This window comes from Streptomyces katrae, assembly GCF_002028425.1.
Taxonomy (GTDB): Bacteria; Actinomycetota; Actinomycetes; order Streptomycetales; family Streptomycetaceae; genus Streptomyces; species Streptomyces katrae_A.
In genome coordinates this window covers 3,230,701-3,250,352 of sequence record NZ_CP020042.1, presented here as the reverse complement: position 1 = coordinate 3,250,352, position 19,652 = coordinate 3,230,701, and the positions used below count along the sequence as shown (strand labels likewise).

The following is a 19,652-nucleotide window of genomic DNA, read 5'->3' as shown; positions in this document are numbered from 1 at the left end:
TGACAACGGCGATGACCGAGACCAGGCACGGAAGCGGCGGGGGACACGGCTCCGTGGCCGCACGGGCGCGCCAGGTCGTCAAGGCGTACGGCTCCGGCGAGACCCGCGTCGTCGCCCTTGACCACGTGGACGTGGACATCCACCGCGGCCGGTTCACCGCGATCATGGGCCCCTCCGGCTCCGGCAAGTCCACCCTCATGCACTGCCTGGCCGGCCTGGACACGGTGACCAGCGGGCAGATCCACCTTGAGGACACCGAGATCACCGGCCTCAAGGACAAGAAGCTCACCCAGCTGCGCCGCGACAAGATCGGCTTCATCTTCCAGGCGTTCAACCTGCTGCCGACGCTGAACGCCCTGGAGAACATCACCCTCCCCATGGACATCGCGGGCCGCAAGGCCGATCCGCAGTGGCTGGAGCGCGTGGTGCAGACCGTCGGCCTCGCCGGGCGCCTCAAGCACCGTCCGACCGAGCTGTCCGGCGGCCAGCAGCAGCGCGTGGCGGTCGCCCGCGCCCTCGCCGCCCGCCCGGCGATCATCTTCGGGGACGAGCCCACCGGAAACCTGGACTCGCGGGCGGGGGCCGAGGTCCTCGGCTTCCTGCGCCAGTCGGTGGACGAGCTCGCCCAGACCATCGTGATGGTCACCCACGACCCGGTCGCCGCCTCCTATGCCGACCGCGTCGTCTTCCTCGCCGACGGCCGCATCGTCGACGAGATGTACGGGCCCACCGCCGACCAGGTCCTGGACCGGATGAAGGACTTCGACGCGCGCGGGCGGACCTCGTGACCGTCATGAAGACCGCGCGGCGCAACTTCTTCGCGCACAAGGGCCGCATGGCGCTGTCCGCCGTCGCCGTGCTCCTCTCGGTCGCCTTCGTCTGCGGGACCCTGGTGTTCACCGACACCATGAACACCACCTTCGACAAGCTGTTCGCCGTCACCAGCTCCGACGTCACCGTCAGCCCGAAGGAGCCCGCGGAGGGCGAGGAGAACCCGAACCGCGGCCGCCCGCAGGTGCTGCCCGGGTCGGCCGTGGAGAAGGTGCGCGGCGCCGAGGGCGTGAAGTCCGCCGAGGGCGGCGTCGTCTCGACGGCCGTCACGGTCGTCAACGCCAAGAACGAGAACATGGGCTCCACCACCGGCGCCCCGACCATCGCCGGCAACTGGACCGACGGCGAGCTCAAGTCCATGAAGATCACCTCCGGCCGGGCCCCGCGCGGACCGACCGAGATGATGATCGACGCCGACACCGCCGACAAGCACCACCTGAAGCTCGGCGACGAGCTGCGCACCATCGCCATCACCGGTGACGTCCGCGCGAAGATCAGCGGCATCGCCTCCTTCACGGTCACCAACCCGGGCGCGGCCGTCGTCTACTTCGACACCGCCACCGCCCAGGACAAGCTCCTCGGCGCGCCCGGCACCTTCACCCACGTCAACGTCACCGCGAAGGACGGCGTCAGCGACGAGCAGCTGAAGAAGAACGTGGCCTCGGTCCTCGGCGCCGACACCTACAAGCTGCAGACGGCCAAGGAGGCCACGGCCGCCAACAAGAAGGACATGGGCTTCCTCGACGTCATGAAGTACGTGATGCTCGGGTTCGCCGGCATCGCCTTCCTCGTCGGCATCTTCCTGATCTTCAACACCTTCTCGATGCTGGTCGCCCAGCGCACCCGCGAGATCGGCCTGATGCGCGCCATCGGCTCCGACCGGGGCCAGATCAACCGCTCGGTGCTGCTGGAGGCCCTGCTGCTGGGCGTCGTCGGCTCCGCCGCCGGTGTCGCGGCGGGCGTCGGCCTGGCCGTCGGCCTGATGAAGCTCATGGGCCAGATGGGCATGCACCTGTCCACCGGCGACCTGACGGTCCGCTGGACCACCCCAGTCACCGGCCTGGTCCTGGGCACCGTCGTCACCGTCGTCGCCGCCTACGTCCCGGCCCGCCGGGCCGGCAAGGTCTCCCCGATGGCCGCCCTGCGCGACGCCGGCACCCCCGGCGACCGCAAGGCCGGCGCGGTCCGCGCCGTCCTCGGCCTGGTCCTCACCGGCCTCGGCGCCGCGGCCCTGTTCCTCGCCGCGGCCGCCGACAAGGCCTCCACCGGTTCGCTGTGGCTGGCCGTCGGCGTCCTGTTCAGCCTGATCGGCTTCATCGTGATCGGCCCGCTGCTGGCGGGCGTCGTGGTCCGGCTGCTGGCCGCGCCCGTCCTGCGGCCCTTCGGCTCCGTCGGCCGGCTCGCCGAACGCAACGCCCTGCGCAACCCGCGCCGTACGGGGGCCACGGCCGCCGCGCTGATGATCGGACTGGCGCTGGTCGCCTGCCTGTCGGTCGTCGGCTCCTCGATGGTGGCCTCCGCCACCGACGAGCTCGACCGCACGGTCGGCGCGGACTACATCGTCGCCTCCCAGGGCGGCCAGCCGCTGATGCCGCAGGCCGAACAGGCCATGCGCGGGGTCAAGGGCCTGGACCACGTCACCGCCTACCGCGAGGTCGAGGCGAAGATCACCGCCCCGGACGGCACCTCCGCCCAGGACCGGCTCAGCGCCACCGACCCCTCCTACGCCCAGGACGTCCGCCGCAAGACGAGCGCCGGGCAGCACCAGGACGCGTACGCGCCCGGCTCGATGGCCGTCGGCTCGGAGTACGCCGTCAAGCACCACGTGAAGGTCGGCGACGAACTGGGCGTGGCCTTCAACGGCGGCAAGACCGTCAGGCTGAAGGTCGCGGCGATCACCCTGGACGAGGGCAACCTCGACAAGGGCGTGAAGTACATCAGCACCGCCACCGCCGAGGCCAACCTGCCGGCCGACCAGCTGCCGCGCCCGTTCATGCTGCTGGCCACGGCGCACAAGGGGCAGGCCGACAGCGCGTACACGGCGCTCAAGGCGGCCATGGCCGAGTACCCGCAGTACAAGGTGCTCAACCAGACCGACTACAAGAAGGACCTCAAGGACCAGGTCGGGCAGCTGCTCAACATGGTCTACGGCCTCCTCGCCCTGGCGATCGTCGTCGCGGTGCTCGGCGTCGTGAACACGCTGGCCCTCTCGGTGGTCGAGCGGACCCGGGAGATCGGCCTGATGCGCGCCATCGGCCTCTCGCGCCGCCAGCTGCGCCGGATGATCCGCCTGGAGTCGGTGGTCATCGCGCTCTTCGGCGCCCTGCTGGGCCTGGGGCTGGGCATGGGCTGGGGCGCCACCGCGCAGCAGCTCCTCGCCCTCCAGGGCCTGAAGGTGCTGGAGATCCCGTGGGCGACGATCATCGCGGTCTTCGCGGGCTCGGCGCTGGTGGGCCTGTTCGCCGCACTGGTCCCGGCGTTCCGGGCGGGGCGGATGAACGTCCTGAACGCGATCGCCAGCGAGTAGCCGCCGGCGGTCGTACGGGGGAGGCACCGGGACCCCACGGGGTCCCGGGCTCCCTTCGGGGGAGGTACGGGAGCCCACGGGGAAACCGGGGCCCCACGGGGGAGTACGGGGGAACACGCCGGCCCCGGGGCGTCCGCGAGGGCGGCCCGGGGCCGGCGCCGTGCGCGGCCAGGCCGGCCGGGCCGGGGTCCGCGCGCCACGTCACGGTCATTCCCCGGCGGCTCCTCCGGGCGGCGTCGGGGCCGGGTTTCGCCCCTACAGCTGCCGTTCCAGCAGGACCATCCCGCCCGCCTCGCCCACCAGGGCGAACCGCGACCCCGGGTGCAGCCGCCCCGCGTACGCCAGTGGGTCCCCGGCCCAGCCGGAGGCGTTGTCGAAGACCAGGTAGGCCGGGCGCACCCCGCGCGTGCCGCCGAGCCAGAAGACCCGGCAGCGCGAGGTCAGCCGGGTCAGCGCCGGGTAGTCGGCCTCCACCGACACCCCGTCCGGGATCCGCGCCAGCAGCCGCTCGACCGCGACGGCCCGCTTCGGCTTCTCGTACGCGGCCCGCTCCCCGAGCCGGGCCAGCGGCAGGCTGGTCGCGCTCAGCGCGAGCGCGGCGGCCAGCACGGCGCCGGGCAGCTGGTGGGCGTACGAGCGCAGCCACGGCCGGGGGCTGCGCCGGACGGTGTCGAGGGAGTCGGCCAGCGCCAGCGTCACCACCGGCATCAGCACGGCGCTGTAATGGAAGTCGGTGGACCAGTAGTTCGGGTCGGCGGCGGTGAACCGCCAGCCCAGCGTCGGCAGGGCCACCCACAGCAGCGGGGAGCGCAGGGCCAGCAGGCCGCTGGTGGGGACGAGCACCCAGGCCAGGGTGGTGAGCTTCGTGCCGAGGCCGTGCAGAGCGTCGCCGGGGCCGCCGGCCTTCTGCCAGTAGGTGTAGCCGTCGGCGGCGAAGGCGGGGATCACCACCGTGAACACGAGTGCGGCCGCCGCCGCCCCGGCCACGGCCACCCCGAGGGCCAGCCGGGCCGCCCTCCGGTCGGTGCGCCGGGCCCGCCAGGCGACGACGAGCGCCAGCGCCGCCAGGGTGAGCCCCTGGTCCTCCTTGACCAGCAGCAGCGGCAGCCCCCAGGCCACCGCCGCCCGCCAGCGGCCCGCCAGCAGTGCCTCCAGGGCGAAGGCGATCAGCGGTACGGCGAAGCAGATCTCGTGGAAGTCGAACTCGACGGCCCGCTGGATCCCCCAGGACAGCCCGTACGCCGCCCCGAGCGCGAGCCCCCGCGCCTGCCCCAGCAGCCGCGCCGAGGCCCGGGTCACGGGCAGGGCCGACAGCGCGAACAGCGCCGCCTGCACCACCAGGAGGGTGACCGGGCCGGGGAAGACCCGGTAGAGCGGGGCGATCAGGGCGATGACGGGGCTGAAGTGGTCGCCGAGGACGAGGGTGCCCGGGCCCTTCAGGTCCACGACGGGCGCCTGGAGGTGGGCGTAGGCCCGGACGGCCTGCTCGAAGATGCCCAGGTCGTAGGAGGAGTCCTCCATTCGCCGGTGGCGGGTCACGGAGAGCGTGGCGTACGCGGCGAACAGCGCGGCGGTCAGCACGTACGGCGCCCGGGCCCGGGCCCACGCGGCGGCCCGGGCCCGCCGGGCGGGGCGCGCCACGCCGGCGGTGGGCGCGGCCGGCTCCGCCGGGGGCGCGGTGGCGGGCGCGGCGGATGCGGCCGGCGCCGTGCGGGGCGCGGTCGTGCCGTCGGGCGGGCGTGCGGAGGGGGACATCCGGACAGATTGTCATCCCGGTGCGGAAGCACTGCCTCCGCCCCCGGAGCCGTACCGGAGCCGTACGCAGCCGTACCGGACCCGTACCGCATCCACCCGAACCCGTACGCGCCCCGAATCCCGCGCGCGGCCGGCACACCCGCGGCATAGGGTGGGAACCCCCGGCCCGTTCACGTGTCGGGTGCTTCGCGTTGCCCCCGCCCGCCCCTCCACCGGATGGAAAGCCGCTTTCATGAGCCTGCACGGACTGCTCGACGCCGTCACCCGGGACCCCGCCCTGGCCGAGGCGGTCACCGCGGCCGGGGACGGCAACCGCATGCACGTGGACCTCGTCGGCCCGCCCGCCGCCCGGCCCTTCGCGATCGCCGCGCTGGCCCGCCGCACCGGGCGGACCGTGCTCGCCGTCACCGCCACCGGCCGGGAGGCGGAGGACCTGGCCGCCGCGCTGCGTTCGCTGCTGCCGCCCGACGAGGTCGTGGACTACCCGTCCTGGGAGACCCTGCCGCACGAGCGCCTCAGCCCGCGCAGCGACACCGTCGGCCGGCGCATCGCCGTCCTGCGCCGCCTCGCCCACCCCCGTGCGGACGACCCGGCCGCCGGCCCCGTCTCGGTGGTCGTCGCCCCCATCCGCTCCGTGCTCCAGCCGCAGGTCAAGGGGCTGGGCGACCTGGTGCCGGTGAGCCTGCGTCACGGCGAGAGCGCCGACCTCGGCGCGGTCACCGAAGCCCTGGCGGCCGCCGCGTACGCGCGCGTCGAGCTCGTGGAGAAGCGCGGGGAGTTCGCCGTGCGCGGCGGCATCCTCGACGTGTTCCCGCCCACCGAGGAGCACCCGCTGCGCGTGGAGTTCTGGGGTGACGAGGTCGAGGAGATCCGTTACTTCAAGGTCGCCGACCAGCGCTCCCTGGAGATCGCCGAGCACGGCCTGTGGGCCCCGCCCTGCCGGGAGCTGCTGCTGACCGGCGAGGTGCGCGAGCGGGCGGCGGCCCTCGCCGAGCAGCACCCGGAACTCGGCGAACTGCTGGGCAAGATCGCCGAGGGGATCGCCGTGGAGGGCATGGAATCCCTCGCCCCGGTCCTCGTGGACGACATGGAACTGCTCCTCGACGTCCTGCCGGCCGGTTCCATGGCCGTGGTCTGCGACCCCGAGCGGGTCCGCACCCGGGCCGCCGACCTGGTGGCGACCAGCCAGGAGTTCCTGATGGCCTCCTGGGCGGCCACCGCCGGCGGCGGCCAGGCCCCCATCGACGTCGGCGCGGCCTCGCTGCGCGGGATCGCCGACGTCCGCGAGCACGCCCGCGAGCTCGGCATGATGTGGTGGTCGCTCTCCCCCTTCGCGGCCGACGACCCCGGCCTGGGATCCGACACCCTCAAGCTCGGCATGCACGCCCCCGAGGCCTACCGGGGCGACACCGCCCGCGCCCTCGCCGACACCAAGGGCTGGATCGCCGACGGCTGGCACACCGTCTACCTCACCGAGGGCCACGGCCCGGCCGCCCGTACCGTCGAGGTCCTCGGCGGCGAGGGCATCCCGGCCCGCCTGGAGGCCGACCTCGGGGCCCTGGAGCCCTCGATCGTCCACGTCTCCTGCGCCTCGCTCGACAACGGCTTCATCGACCCGGCCCTCAAGCTGGCCGTCCTCACCGAGACCGACCTGACGGGCCAGCGCACCGCCACCAAGGACCTCGGCCGGATGCCCACCCGCCGCCGCAAGTCCATCGACCCCCTCACCCTGGAGGCCGGCGACTACATCGTGCACGAGCAGCACGGCGTGGGCCGCTACGTCGAGATGGTGCAGCGCACCGTCCAGGGCGCCACCCGCGAGTACCTCCTCGTCGAGTACGCGCCGGCCAAGCGCGGCCAGCCCGGCGACCGCCTGTACATCCCCACCGACCAGCTGGAGCAGGTCACCAAATACGTCGGCGGCGAGGCCCCGACCCTGCACCGGCTCGGCGGCGCCGACTGGACGAAGACCAAGGCGCGGGCCAAGAAGGCCGTCAAGGAGATCGCCGCCGACCTGATCAAGCTGTACAGCGCCCGCATGGCGGCGCCCGGCCACACCTTCGGCCCCGACACCCCCTGGCAGCGCGAGCTGGAGGACGCCTTCCCGTACGCGGAGACCCCCGACCAGCTCACCACCATCGCCGAGGTCAAGGAGGACATGGAGAAGTCCGTCCCCATGGACCGCCTGGTCTGCGGCGACGTCGGCTACGGCAAGACCGAGATCGCGGTGCGGGCCGCGTTCAAGGCGGTCCAGGACGGCAAGCAGGTCGCGGTCCTCGTCCCGACGACCCTGCTGGTGCAGCAGCACTTCGGGACCTTCTCCGAGCGCTACAGCCAGTTCCCCGTCAACGTGAAGGCGCTCTCGCGCTTCCAGTCCGACACCGAGTCCAAGGCCACCCTGGAGGGCCTCAAGGAGGGCTCGGTCGACGTGGTCATCGGCACCCACCGCCTGTTCTCGCAGGAGACGAAGTTCAAGGACCTGGGCCTGGTCATCGTCGACGAGGAGCAGCGGTTCGGCGTCGAGCACAAGGAGCAGCTGAAGAAGCTCCGCGCCAACGTCGACGTGCTCACCATGTCCGCCACGCCCATCCCCCGCACCCTGGAGATGGCGGTCACCGGCATCCGCGAGATGTCGACGATCACCACCCCGCCGGAGGAGCGCCACCCGGTCCTCACCTTCGTCGGCCCCTACGAGGAGAAGCAGATCGGCGCGGCCATCCGGCGCGAGCTGCTGCGCGAGGGCCAGTGCTTCTACATCCACAACCGGGTCGAGTCCATCGACCGGGCGGCCGCCAAGCTCCGGGAGATCGTCCCCGAGGCGCGGATCGCCACGGCCCACGGCCAGATGTCCGAACAGGCCCTGGAACAGGTCGTGGTCGACTTCTGGGAGAAGAAGTTCGACGTCCTGGTCTCCACGACGATCGTCGAGTCCGGTATCGACATCTCCAACGCCAACACCCTGATCGTGGAGCGCGGCGACAACTTCGGCCTCTCCCAGCTGCACCAGCTGCGCGGCCGTGTCGGCCGGGGCCGCGAGCGCGGCTACGCGTACTTCCTGTACCCGCCGGAGAAGCCGCTGACGGAGACTGCGCACGAGCGGCTGGCCACCATCGCCCAGCACACCGAGATGGGCGCCGGCATGTACGTGGCGATGAAGGACCTGGAGATCCGCGGCGCGGGCAACCTGCTCGGCGGCGAGCAGTCCGGCCACATCGCGGGCGTCGGCTTCGACCTCTACATCCGCATGGTCGGCGAGGCCGTCGCCGACTACCGGGCCGCCGTGGAGGGCGGGGCGCAGGAGGAGCCGCCGCTGGAGGTGAAGATCGAACTGCCGGTCGACGCGCACGTCCCGCACGACTACGCGCCCGGCGAGCGGCTGCGCCTGCAGGCCTACCGGGCGATCGCCTCGGCGGCTTCGGAGGCCGACATCAAGGCGGTCCGGGAGGAACTCACCGACCGCTACGGCAAGCTGCCGGAGCCGGTGGAGAACCTGCTGCTGGTGGCGGGCCTGCGGATGCTGGCCCGGGCCTGCGGGGTCGGGGACATCACCCTCCAGGGCCCCAACATCCGCTTCGGCCCGGTGGAGCTGCGCGAGTCGCAGGAACTGCGCCTCAAGCGCCTCTACCCCGGCACGGTCCTCAAGCCGGCCACCTCCCAGGTCCTGGTCCCCCGGCCGAAGACGTCCCGCGTCGGCGGCAAGCCGCTGGTCGGCCGCGAACTCCTGGCCTGGACGGGCGAGTTCCTGACCACCATCCTCGGATCCTGACCCCCGCCCCGCGCCCCCGCCGCCCGCACCCACCCGCGGGCGGCGGCCGGGCGCGGCCGTACCATCGCCCGATGACCCCTCCCGTCACCCTCCGCGCCGCCCCGGCGGCGGGCCGGCCCGCCCTGCTCCTGCGGCCCTGGCGGGAGGAGGACGTCCCCGCGCTGGTGGAGGCGTGCGCGGATCCCGCCATGCGGCAGTGGATCCACCACCGCGCCGACGACGAGGCAGAGGGCCTGCGCTGGCTCGCGGAGCAGCGGCGGGGCTGGGCCTCGGGCGTGCGCTTCGCCTTCGCGGTCCTGGAGGAGGACGCCCCCGCCCCGCGCCGCCTCCTGGGCAACGCCGTCCTCAAACTGCCGAAGCCGGGCGCCCTCGCGGCCGAGGTCGGCTACTGGACCGCCGCCCACGCCCGCGGCCGGGGCACCGCCACCCGCGCCCTGGACACCCTCACGGCCTGGGCCGCCGAGACCTTCGCCCCCACGGGTCTGCGACGCCTCGACCTCTTCCACCAGCTGGACAACGAAGCCTCCTGCCGCGTGGCCCGGAAGGCCGGCTACCCCACCCACACCACCCTCCCCGCCACCCCACCGGCCCACCCCCTCCCGGGCCACCTCCACACCCACCACCTCACCCACCCCTGACCCCCGGCCGAGCGGCAGCCCCGCGTGGCCGGCAGGGCCGGAGAGGAGTGCCATGCGCAGCACGTCCTGGAGTGCGGGTCGGCGATTGACGAACTACGTTCTTCTTGATCGGACTTGAGACCGGAGGTCAGCAGATGGCAGACGAGACGGTGAACGCGCAGGGGACGGCCGGATTCATCTTCGGCCGCCGCTACATCGACGCCGCCCCCAACCAGGCCGTCACCGCCGACCAGGTCTCGGCCGCGCACCCGGCCGTGAGGGCCGGTGTGCAGCGCGTGGTGGAGGAGTACGAGGCCAACGACACCCCCGACGCGGTCGTCGCCAAGGACGCCGACAAGCTGGAGTGCCTCGTCCAGGCCGTCGAGTACCGGGCGCAGGGCAACACCCTCGTCCAGGACTGGATCGACACCTCTCTGGGCGGTCTGAAGACGGCATCCGCCCATGCCCTCGCCGAGGCGGCGCTGACCATGTCGCCGCTGGAGTGGCGCAAGACGTTCCTCGGCTGAGTCCGAAGGCCGGCAGCGTCAGATCGATTCGCCCGGCGGGGTGTCCAGTTTGGAGAGGTCGAGGATGTCGGGGTCCTTCGGGGAGGTCGTGTCCACCGGGACGTCGAAGGCCGAGAAGAGGGCCTCGCCCGTGGTGTCGCCCATGACCGTCGACTTCAGGATGTACGGCTTGCCCTGCGTGGCCACGTAGTCGGTCTGGGTGCCCTGCTTCGCCGGGGAGGTCACCGCCAGGGCCGGCTTGCCGTCGACCGTCGCCGTCTCGCCCTTGCGGGCGAGGGGGCTGGGGCGGTCGAGGTCGCTGGTCAGCTTGGTCAGGTCGCAGCTGCCCGTCATCGGGGCGGCGCGGGGGTCGGAGGCGGGTATGCGGACCCAGCGGTCGGCGAGCATGGCCACCAGCTGGTCCGTCCGCTTCTGCGGGGTGTGCTGCAGCTCCGCGGTGCCCCGCCAGTAGGCGCGGTCACCCCGGAAGTGGACGAACTCCGAGGACTTGACGACGTCGAGCCGGCCCAGGCCCGCCACCCGGATCTCGCCCCTGCAGTTGCCCTTGCGGTCGAGGGAGAGGTCCACCTTCATCGGCTTGCCGTCCTGCTGGACCGTGGCCGCCACCCGCATCGAATCGGCCTTGCGGGTGGTCTCGTAGGCCTCGGTGAGGATCTCCTGACCGGAGCGGGACGAGGCCGGGGAGGGGGAGGGGGTGGAGGGGGCTGGGGTGGCGGGCTGTGCGGCGGCGGGGCGGTGGACGGACGGGCCGCAGGCCGTCAGGGCGCCCAGCAGGGCCGCGGCGGCTGCGACGGCCGACGCCGCCCTGGACTTCGTACGGCTGCGCATGTGCGGTGACCCCCGTGGTGACGACGTGATGCCGAGCTCGCGGCTTCCTCGTCGAGGGTAGGGGGCACCTCTGACAGGCCGGCCGGGGCGGGGCGGTTACGCGGCCGGGCCCGTCAGGTCCCGGTACTCGACGCTCCCGCCCTCCGGCCCGGTCTCCGCGTGCCCGAGGAGGTACGGCGTGCCCTCCAGGGCCACGTGGTCGCTGATGTCGGTGCCGCCGGGGCCCTTCGACACCAGCACCGCGACCGGCCTGCCGTTCAGCCGGGCGTCCGGGCCCCGGCGCAGGGCGGTGCGGTCCGCCGGGAAGGCGCGTGCGGGGGAGCCGTCCCGGCACAGGGCGACGAGGTGGGCGACCGCCGGGTCGCCGGGCTTCACGTCGATCCAGCCGTCCGCCGTGTCCGGGGACTTGGCGGGACCGCTCCCGAACTGGTCCCGCAGGAAGCCGTCGTCGCCCCTCAGGGAGACCTTGGAGTCGTCCACCAGGATCTCCCCCGTCCCGGCCCCGCCGACCTTCACCTCGCCCCAGCAACTGTCGCCCTCGAAGCTCAGCTTCGCGGTGATCTCCCGCGTCCCCGTGCGGCGCGAGATGACCGCGGTCTTCGACGCGGCCCGCTCCGTCTCCTCGTACGCGGCGCGCAGGACCGCCGCCGGTTCCCGGCCCGCGAGCGGGTCCCGGGCCGTGGAGGCCGGGGCCGACGGCGCCGCGCCGCCGGCTGCCGGGCCGCAGGCGGTGGCGGCGGTCAGCAGGGCCGCGCAGGTGAGCGCGGCCACGGTCGTGGTTCTGGGCGTGCGGGTGCGCATGACGGTTCCCCCCCGGGATCGATCAGGAGCGGCGAGGTTAGCCGACGGGGCAGGAGGGCCGCTGGAGGCGTATGGGGACCGGGGCCCGGGCGGGCGTGCTGCGACCCTGCAACGGTTGCGCCCATCCCCTCACCGGCGGCCGGAAACGCTGTATACGCTTCCAGCCGTCACCCTTTCCGCACGGCCCGTCAGGAGCAGCGATGCACGGCCCCGGCATCCCGCCGCAGCAAGGCCCCCACGGCCACCGGCCCTTGTCCGGGGCGGCGATGACGCTGCGCGTGCTGTTCACCGCCCTGCCCCTCCTGAGCTGTGGTTTCTTCGCCTGGGGTGCGCTGCTGCGGATCGCTCTGCTCACCCGTAAGACCCGCGACTGGGTGCTGCTGGTGCTGGGCGGGGTGCTCTCGGTCGTCTGGATCACCTTCATCGAGCTCGACCCGACGGAGGAGACCAACGGCTGGCAGGGCAACCTCGGCGCCGGTGGCTCGATCTTCACCGGTTTCGCCGTCTGCGTGTACTACCTCGTCGCCGACATCAGGCACCACGAGGCGAAGGCCGCCGCCGCTCCCGCGGTGGGGGCCGCGCCCTGGTACCCGGCGCAGCAGTCCCCGTACGCCCAGCCGCAGCAGCACCAGCCGCAGCACCTTCAGCCGCAGCCCCCGCACCAGACCCGCCCCTCCTACGGCTACCCGCCCGTCCCGCCGCAGCAGGCCCCCGCCCCGGTCCAGCCCCCGCGCATCGGCCAGGTCCGCGCCGAACTCGACGAGCTGAGCGAGCTCCTGCGCAAGCAGACCCCGCACACCCCGCCCCGTCCCCCGCAGCCCGGCGGCCCCTACCAGGACCCGAACAGCACGGCGGTCCAGGACCCGCAGCAGTGACCGGCGGCGAACGGCTCGTCGGCGAGCGCTACGAGCTCGCTACCATCCTCGGCCAGGGCGGCATGGGCCAGGTGTGGACGGCCTACGACAAGCGGCTGGACCGCCGCGTCGCCGTCAAACTGCTGCGCCCCGACAAGGTGGCCGGCCCCGGCACCGTCGCCGAGGAACTGCGCCGCCGCTTCGTGCGCGAGTGCCGGGTCACGGCGCAGGTCGACCACCCGGGCCTGGTCACGGTGCACGACGCGGGCAGCGACGGCGACGAGCTGTACCTCGTCATGGGGTACGTCGAGGGCTCCGACCTGGCCGACCACCTCGCCGCACACGACCCCTACCCCTGGCCGTGGGCGGTCGCGGTGGCCGCCCAGCTGTGCGCGGTGCTGTCCGCCGTGCACGCCGTGCCGATCGTCCACCGGGACCTCAAGCCCCGCAATGTGATGATCCGCCCGGACGGAACGGTCCTCGTCCTGGACCTCGGCGTCGCCTCCGTGATGGACACCGACACCACCCGCCTCACCAGCACCGGCACCCCGATCGGCAGCCCCGCCTACATGGCGCCCGAGCAGGCCATGAGCGGCGCGGTGGGCCCCTACACCGACCTGTACGCCCTCGGTGTGCTGCTGTACGAACTCCTCAGCGGCAACGTCCCCTTCGCCGGGTCCACCGCCCTCGGCGTGCTGCACCGGCACCTGTACGAGCCCCCCGCCCCCGTACGCGCCCGGCGCCCCGAGATCCCGCAGGAGCTGGAGGCGCTGCTGATGCGCCTCCTCGCCAAGGACCCGCAGGACCGGCCCGGTTCGGCGCAGGAGGTCTACGAGGCCCTCGCGCCGCTGCTCCCGGCCCCCGGCAGCCGCCCCGTGGCCGGCGCCCTCGACCCGACCCGGCCCTTCCGGCGCCCGCAGGCACCCTGGCCGGACCGGCCGGACCACGTGGACCGGGCCGACCACGCGCCCGGCGGCGTCCCGCCGATGCCCACCGTGGCCCCGGCCCCGCCCCGCCCGGACATCCCCGGCGCGGTGGACGAGGCCCGCAGGCTGCTGGACCAGGGGCGGCTCACCCAGGCCGTGGACATCCTCGGCGGGATCCTCCCGGCCGCGGCCGCCGAGCACGGGGAGCGGTCGCCGGTGGTGCGCAGCCTGCGCAAGCAGTACGCCGCCACGCTGATGGACGACGGCCAGTACCGCCGCGCCCTGCCCGAACTGCGCCGCCTCGCGGAAGAGTTCCCGGCCGGCGATCCGCAGGCCCTGCGGCTGCGCTACGACGCCGCGCAGTGCCTGGAGCAGCTGGGCGAGCCGGCCGCGGCCCTGGCCGAGTACCGGTCGCTGCTCCCGCTGTTCGAGAACCACTACGCCAACCCGGACCCGGGCCTGCCGCTGGAGGTCCGCCGCCGGATAGCGCACCTGCTGCTCTCCCTCGGCGACCGCGCCGCCGCCCACGACACCCTGGTCCGGCTCCTGTACGACGCGGACCGGGTGCACGGCCCGGCGCACCCCCTCCCGGTGGAGATCCGCCGGACCCTGCAGTGGCTGGGCCAGGTGCGCTGAGGCAGGGCCGTGCCCGGGGGCGCGGCGCAGTCCTCACGCGCCCCCGCGCCGGACCCGCGGCCCCGCCAGGAGCCCCGGGCGCCGCCTGAGCACCGCCAGCGCGGCCACGGCCAGCGCCGACGCCCCCGCCAGTCCCGCGCCGGGGAGCAGCCCGGGCGGGGTGAAGGCGCAGTGCAGGGTGGTGGTGCGGCCGTCCAGGGGCACCGCCAGCAGCCCCAGCCGGGACCCGGCCGGGCGGCCCTCGCAGCTCCAGCCCGCGATGGCCGGCACCGCGACGACCGCCGTGCCCGTGCTGCCGGGCGGCAGGGTGGCGGTCAGGTCCGAGTCGCCGGCCCGCACCGCCGTGGCGGCCGCGCCGCGCAGCGCCGCCACCGCGGCGGTGAGCTTCGACCGGTCCAGGCAGGACAGCGCCCACTGGTCCGGTGCCGGGCGGTCGAAGACCAGCGCCGAGGAGGCCCCGTGCGAGCGCCCCAGGGGCTGGAGCGCCGCCCGGTTCTTCGGCGGGGTGCCGTTGAGCCTGGCCGGGCGCCCGTCCGCGAGGCGGGCCGTTCCGCTGTACTGCGGGGCCCACAGGAAGGCGTCGGTGCCCGCCCGGCAGGTTCCGGGCGCGACCGGGTCCTCGTACACCTTCGCCCCCAGCAGCAGCTCCTGGTTGGCGAACGGCGACCCGCCGAACTCCGGGGCCGGACCGGCGGGCCGGACGGTGACCAGCGGCAGCGCCTCCGCCCGGACGGCCCGCCCGTCGGTCTTGAGGCGTGCGCCGACCGAGAACAGGGCGTCCGTCACCGGGTTGTCCAGGCTCTGCACGCTGCGCCCGCGCGAGGTCCAGCCCGCCCCGAGCGCCGCCATCGTGCGGGTGAAGACGTCCGGGGTGTGGCTGCTGTAGTACGAGCCGCCCTCGCCGCCCAGCAGCAGCGGGTCGTTGTTCGAGAGCGCGGGCCGGCCCGCGTCGGTGCGGTACGCCGGCCAGCCGTCGGCCTGCGCCAGGGCCCGTTCGCGGACGGTGTGGGTCCGCCCCCAGGAGGGGTAGTCGTCCAGCCCGCCCAGCTTGCCCTTGTGCCCGTACGCCGTCGTCGCTGCGGCCTGCGCCACCAGGGCCGCCGCCAGCACGGCGGCCGCCGGCAGCAGCAGCCGCCGGTGGCGCAGGCCCCACCAGGCCCCCGCCGTCAGTGCCAGCCCGCCGCAGAACAGGGCGTACCCCCAGCCCGTGGCCAGCGCGCTGCCCGCCGCCCACGCGGCGGCCGCCGCCAGGACGCCGGCCCCGGCCGCCAGCGCCCGTACGCCGGGCAGCCCGGCCGCGAGCCCGGTCCAGGCGGCGATGACCACGATCCCGGCCAGCACGAAGGTCTGCCGGTACGGGCTGCCGTTCGGGGTGGCGAAGACGTGCCAGGCCAGGTGGGTCGGCGCCCACTGCAGGGACAGCAGCACCGCCGCCACCAGCCCCGCCCACCACAGGCGGGTGCGCAGGGGCAGCGCCCGGTGGAAGGGCAGGGCCGTCACCAGCAGCAGGGTCCCGGTGCCGACGAACAGGGCGGGGGAGCCGAAGGAGTAGGTGGCCGGCATCAGCCGGGCGAGCAGGTCCGGCCAGGGCACCGGGGCGAACTCCTTGGACCAGCCCGGGTAGGCCTGCTGCGAACTCAGGAACAGCGGCACCAGCAGCGGCGCCGTCAGGGCCATCCCCAGCACGGTCGTCACCGCCGCCCGCCCGACCACCCGGGCCCGCTCGCGCATCCCGTCATGCGTCAGCACCACCCGCACCACCAGCACCAGCGCCGCGCCGAGCGTGGCCATGTAGGCGGTGTAGAAGTTCGCCGTCCACGAGACGGCCACCACCAGCACCCCCAGCAGCGGCCGCCGCCCGCGCAGCGCCCACTCGCCGGTCAGGCACAGCAGGGGGAAGGCGATCAGCCCGTCCAGCCACATCGGGTTGTACGAGGCCTCGATCACCGACCAGCCGCACAGCGCGTACGAGGCCCCCAGCAGCCCCGCCGCCCACCACGGCCCGGGCCGCTGGGTGCGCAGCAGCCAGGCCATCGCGGCGGCCGCGGCGGTCATCTTCACGACGGTGACCACGTACACGGCGAGGTCGATGTCGTGCCGCGGGAAGAGCCCGACCAGCAGGGCGAAGGGGCTCGTCAGGTACGTGCCGAGGTCGGGCAGGAAGCTGGTGCCGTACCCGGACTGCCAGTTGAACAGCAGTCCGCCGTGCGCCCGGCCGTGCAGCAGGTCCCACAGGTGGGCGTGGAAGGGCACGAACTGGTTGCCGAGGTCGTTGACACTGCGGTGCCGGGGCCCGTACGGGAAGACCCGCGCGACGGCGTCCCCGGAGCACACGGCCACGGCCGTGACCAGGGCGGCGAACGCCGAGCCGGACAGGGCGGGCCGGCGGCCGAAGCGGTGTACGGGGGCCGGAGCGGGGCGCTCCGGGGTGTGGTGCGGAGCGAGCTGCGAAGTCGACATGGTGAGCCGACCTTCGCAGGAACGTCCGGCTCCGCGGTAGCCGGGGGGTTAATTCGCACCTTCGACACCCCGGGAATCGTTGGTCGAACAGGTGGCTCGGGCCACTTCGACTGCATACCATCGATCACCGCACGGCCTTGTGCACCGACGCACAATCTCCCGGCCCTGGAGGCTCCTTTGCACCGTCGCACAGCGCTCTCCGTATCCGTCGCCCTGCTCGCGGCGGCCCCCTTGCTGGCCGCCTGCTCGGGCGGGACCCGTCCCGGTACCGCGGCCGTCGTCGGCGGCGAGCGCATCACCACGTCCGCGCTCCAGGCACAGGTCAACGACGTGCGCACCGCGCAGAACCGGTCCGAGCAGGGGGCGCGGCTGATCGGGGCCACCGCCGGACTCGAGCGGCTCAAGCTCAACAAGATGATCCAGACCGCCGTCCTGGAGCGGGCGGCGGACGACGCCGGGCTGAGCGTGAGCCCCAAGGAGATCGAGGACGTCCGCAAGGCGCAGCTCCAGCAGGTCGGCGGGGAGAAGGCGCTGGCCGCGGCCGCTCTGGAGCAGGCGCAGCTGGCCCCGGACCAGATCGACGCCGACACCCGGTTCAAGCTGCTGCGCGACAAGCTGTTCGCGCACTACGGCAGCCAGGACAAGGCGCTCGTGAAGCTCGGGGAGGCGGCGAAGGAGCTGCACATCGAGGTCAACCCGCGCTACGGGCGCTGGGACGAGAAGCAGATCCTCCTCGGTGACCAGCAGACCCCGTGGATCACGCAGAAGACGATGCCCGAGCAGGCGGCCCCCGCCGGAGCCTGACACCCGGGGACGGAGGTAGGTTCGGAGGGTGACCGACCACACCGCCGAACCCGCCTCCGCCGTCGCCCCCGCTCCCGCCGTCGCCCCCGCCTCCCCTGCGGACGCCGGGCGGATCGTCCTGCTGACCGCCAGCCACCGGGTGGCCCCCGGGCTGCTGTCCTGGCCGGCCTGGCAGGTCCTGCACGCCGCGGACCGGGTGCTGTGCGCGGACCCGGGCCACCCGCAGCTCCCGTACCTGCGGGAAGCGGGGGTGGTCGTGGCGCACGAGGCCCCCGACGCACACGCTCTCGTCGATGCCTGCGCCGGGGGCCGCACCATCGTGGTGATCCCGGCCGGTGAGGGCGACCAGCGGCTGACGGACGGACTGGCGCGGCTGGCCGGCTCGGGCCGGGTGGCCATGCCGGACCTGGAGCTGCTGCCGGGGTCGTACGACCTGCCGGGCGCGCGGCTGCTCGACCTGGTGCAGGTGATGGACCGGGTGCGCCGGGCGTGCCCGTGGACGTCGCGGCAGACCCACGAGGGGCTGGTGAAGTACGCCATCGAGGAGGCGTACGAGCTGGTCGAGGCGATCGAGGACGGCGACCGGGACGCACTGCGCGAGGAGCTCGGCGACGTCCTGCTCCAGGTGGTCTTCCACGCGCGCATCGCCGAGGAGGGCGCGCAGGACGCCGGGGAGGCGGAGGCGTTCTCCATCGACGACGTCGCCGGTGACCTGGTCGACAAGCTGATCCGGCGCCACCCCCATGTCTTCGGGGACGCCACGGCCGAGTCCCCGGAGGACGTCAGCGCCCACTGGCAGGCCACCAAGGCGGTCGAGAAGCAGCGGGAGTCGGTCACCGACGGCATCCCCCTGGCCCAGCCCGGGCTCGCGCTCGCGGCGAAGCTGGCCGGCCGGGCCCGCGCGGGCGGGGTCCCGGTAGAGCTGCCCCGGGGCGAGGGCATCGGCTACGAACTGCTGGAACTGGCGGCCCGCGCCGAGGCGGCGGGCACCGACCCCGAAACGGCACTGCGCGCGGCGGCCCGCGCCTACCGCGACGCCATCCGCGCGGCGGAGGGCGTCGCCTAGCCCGGGCGGTTCAGCCCTCAGGGGGCGTCAGTCGCCCGGGGCGCGGGCCGACGGGTCGTGCCAGTGCGGGGCCGGGCGGTGCAGGAACCACTCCCCGAAGCCCAGGGGGCGCCCGCCGCGGGCGGAGCCGGGGACGGGGACGGCGTCGTGGAAGAGGCGGTCGGGGCGGGCGCCGAGCTCCTCCAGGAGGAGGGCGGTCTCCTCCATGAACACGGGCGGCCCGCTCAGGTAGACGTCCTGCTCGGGCCACAGGGCGCGGTGGCCGAGGGCGGTCGCCAGCCGGGCGGTGGCCTGGTCGCGGTGCTGCCCGGGGGCGGGGGTGATGTAGGTGACGCCGAGCCGGCGGAAGGCGGCGGCGTAGGCGTCGATCCAGGGCCGGTCGTAGAGGTGCGCGGCGTCCCGGGCGGCCAGGAAGAGCCGTACGTCTCGATCGGGAGGGTGGTCCGCGAGCTCCTCCAGCATGGCCCGCACGGGCGCCCACCCGGTGCCCGCGGCGATGAAGGTGACGGGCCGGTCCGCGCGGCGCAGGGTCAGCCTCCCGCCCGGGGCGCTGAGCCGCAGCGGCTCGCCGGGCCGGATCTCGCGGACCAGGGCGGTGCTGAGGCGGCCGCCCTCGATCCGGCTGACGTGCAGGTCGACGGTGTGGTCGGCGCGGGGTGCGTTGGCGAGGGAGTACGTGCGCCAGACGGACGGGACCCGCCCGCTGCTCACGCTGACGTACTGGCCGGGCCGGTAGGGCAGCGGGGCGTGCGGTGCCAGGGTCAGGACCGCGATGTCCTGCCCGTAGCGCAGGTGGCGCACGACCTCGGCGTCCCACCAGGGCGGGTCCTCGCTCGCGGCGGCGCCGGCCGTCATCGCGTCGGCCATCAGCTGGTAGGCCTCGCCCCAGGCCTTCTCGGCGTCGGGGGTCCAGGCCGCGCCCGAGGTCGCGGCGAGGGCGGCGAGCAGGCTGGCGCCGACGGCGGCGTAGTGCTCGGGTCCGACCAGGAACTTGCGGTGGTCGCGGCCGAGGTCGTGGAGATAGGGGAGGAGGCTGTCGTCCTCCAGGCGGGAGACGACATGGGTGAGGGCGGCGAAGAGCCGGTCGCGCTGGCGCTCCATGTCCTCGGCGGAGTCCGGGAACAGCCGGCGGATCCCGGGGTTGTGCCAGAACAGGTGGGAGTAGAAGAACTTGACCGTGTGCTCGGCCCGTCTCTCCACCACCGCGAAACTGCTCTTCAAGATCCTCACGTCCACAGGACCGAAGTAGGAATG

14 protein-coding genes are annotated in these 19,652 nt (G+C 74.2%); 9 read left to right on the top strand and 5 right to left on the bottom strand.

What is annotated here, in order from left to right; translation table 11 throughout:
* Positions 1-11 precede the first annotated feature (11 nt).
* Entirely contained in the window at positions 12-788 is a 777-nt protein-coding gene (locus B4U46_RS14560) for an ABC transporter ATP-binding protein (RefSeq protein ID WP_398898564.1), read from the top strand.
* Positions 785-3,358, top strand: a complete 2,574-nt coding sequence (locus tag B4U46_RS14555) for an ABC transporter permease (RefSeq protein ID WP_079427627.1) — start codon at positions 785-787, stop codon at positions 3,356-3,358. Before B4U46_RS14560 ends, B4U46_RS14555 begins: the two co-directional genes overlap by 4 nt.
* A gap of 255 nt (positions 3,359-3,613) precedes the next feature.
* Here B4U46_RS14555 and B4U46_RS14550 read toward each other — a convergent pair whose 3' ends face one another.
* Positions 3,614-5,113 (bottom strand): DUF2079 domain-containing protein, encoded by a 1,500-nt coding sequence (locus tag B4U46_RS14550; protein ID WP_079427625.1) that lies wholly within the window; start codon positions 5,111-5,113, stop codon positions 3,614-3,616.
* A 232-nt stretch (positions 5,114-5,345) separates the two neighbouring features.
* Here B4U46_RS14550 and mfd point away from each other — a divergent pair, with 232 nt between their 5' ends.
* The 3 genes from mfd to B4U46_RS14535 all read left to right on the top strand — a co-directional run bounded on the left by mfd (position 5,346) and on the right by B4U46_RS14535 (position 10,023).
* Positions 5,346-8,879 carry a transcription-repair coupling factor gene (mfd, locus tag B4U46_RS14545; RefSeq protein ID WP_079427623.1) on the top strand — a complete coding sequence of 1,178 codons (3,534 nt, stop codon included), beginning with the start codon at positions 5,346-5,348 and terminating at the stop codon, positions 8,877-8,879.
* Positions 8,880-8,950: 71 nt separating this feature from the next.
* Positions 8,951-9,517: a GNAT family N-acetyltransferase gene (locus B4U46_RS14540; protein ID WP_079427621.1), complete on the top strand. Its 567-nt coding sequence runs from the start codon at positions 8,951-8,953 to the stop codon at positions 9,515-9,517.
* Between the two features lie 134 nt (positions 9,518-9,651).
* The gene (locus tag B4U46_RS14535) at positions 9,652-10,023 is read left to right on the top strand and encodes an HD domain-containing protein (protein WP_079427619.1); all 372 of its coding nucleotides are present in this window, start codon (positions 9,652-9,654) and stop codon (positions 10,021-10,023) included.
* Positions 10,024-10,041: 18 nt separating this feature from the next.
* On the opposite strand, the gene B4U46_RS14530 is transcribed toward B4U46_RS14535, so the two are convergent.
* Positions 10,042-10,851 carry a hypothetical protein gene (locus tag B4U46_RS14530; RefSeq protein ID WP_079427617.1) on the bottom strand — a complete coding sequence of 270 codons (810 nt, stop codon included), beginning with the start codon at positions 10,849-10,851 and terminating at the stop codon, positions 10,042-10,044.
* Between the two features lie 96 nt (positions 10,852-10,947).
* Positions 10,948-11,652, bottom strand: coding sequence for a hypothetical protein (locus tag B4U46_RS14525; RefSeq protein WP_079427615.1), 705 nt, complete (start codon positions 11,650-11,652; stop codon positions 10,948-10,950).
* Between the two features lie 200 nt (positions 11,653-11,852).
* Here B4U46_RS14525 and B4U46_RS14520 point away from each other — a divergent pair, with 200 nt between their 5' ends.
* Positions 11,853-12,527, top strand: a complete 675-nt coding sequence (locus B4U46_RS14520) for a hypothetical protein (protein WP_079427613.1) — start codon at positions 11,853-11,855, stop codon at positions 12,525-12,527.
* Positions 12,524-14,068: a serine/threonine-protein kinase gene (locus B4U46_RS14515; protein ID WP_079427611.1), complete on the top strand. Its 1,545-nt coding sequence runs from the start codon at positions 12,524-12,526 to the stop codon at positions 14,066-14,068. The genes B4U46_RS14520 and B4U46_RS14515 overlap by 4 nt, the downstream gene beginning before the upstream one ends.
* Positions 14,069-14,101: 33 nt before the next feature.
* Here B4U46_RS14515 and B4U46_RS14510 read toward each other — a convergent pair whose 3' ends face one another.
* Entirely contained in the window at positions 14,102-16,528 is a 2,427-nt protein-coding gene (locus B4U46_RS14510; RefSeq protein WP_079427609.1) for a YfhO family protein, read from the bottom strand.
* Positions 16,529-16,705: 177 nt separating this feature from the next.
* Between B4U46_RS14510 and B4U46_RS14505 the strand changes: the two genes are divergently transcribed.
* The gene (locus tag B4U46_RS14505) at positions 16,706-17,332 is read left to right on the top strand and encodes a SurA N-terminal domain-containing protein (protein ID WP_079427607.1); all 627 of its coding nucleotides are present in this window, start codon (positions 16,706-16,708) and stop codon (positions 17,330-17,332) included.
* 28 nt (positions 17,333-17,360) lie between these two features.
* Positions 17,361-18,398 carry a nucleoside triphosphate pyrophosphohydrolase gene (locus tag B4U46_RS14500; protein ID WP_079427604.1) on the top strand — a complete coding sequence of 346 codons (1,038 nt, stop codon included), beginning with the start codon at positions 17,361-17,363 and terminating at the stop codon, positions 18,396-18,398.
* Between the two features lie 27 nt (positions 18,399-18,425).
* Here B4U46_RS14500 and B4U46_RS14495 read toward each other — a convergent pair whose 3' ends face one another.
* Entirely contained in the window at positions 18,426-19,628 is a 1,203-nt protein-coding gene (locus tag B4U46_RS14495; RefSeq protein ID WP_237292859.1) for a globin domain-containing protein, read from the bottom strand.
* Positions 19,629-19,652: the final 24 nt, after the last annotated feature.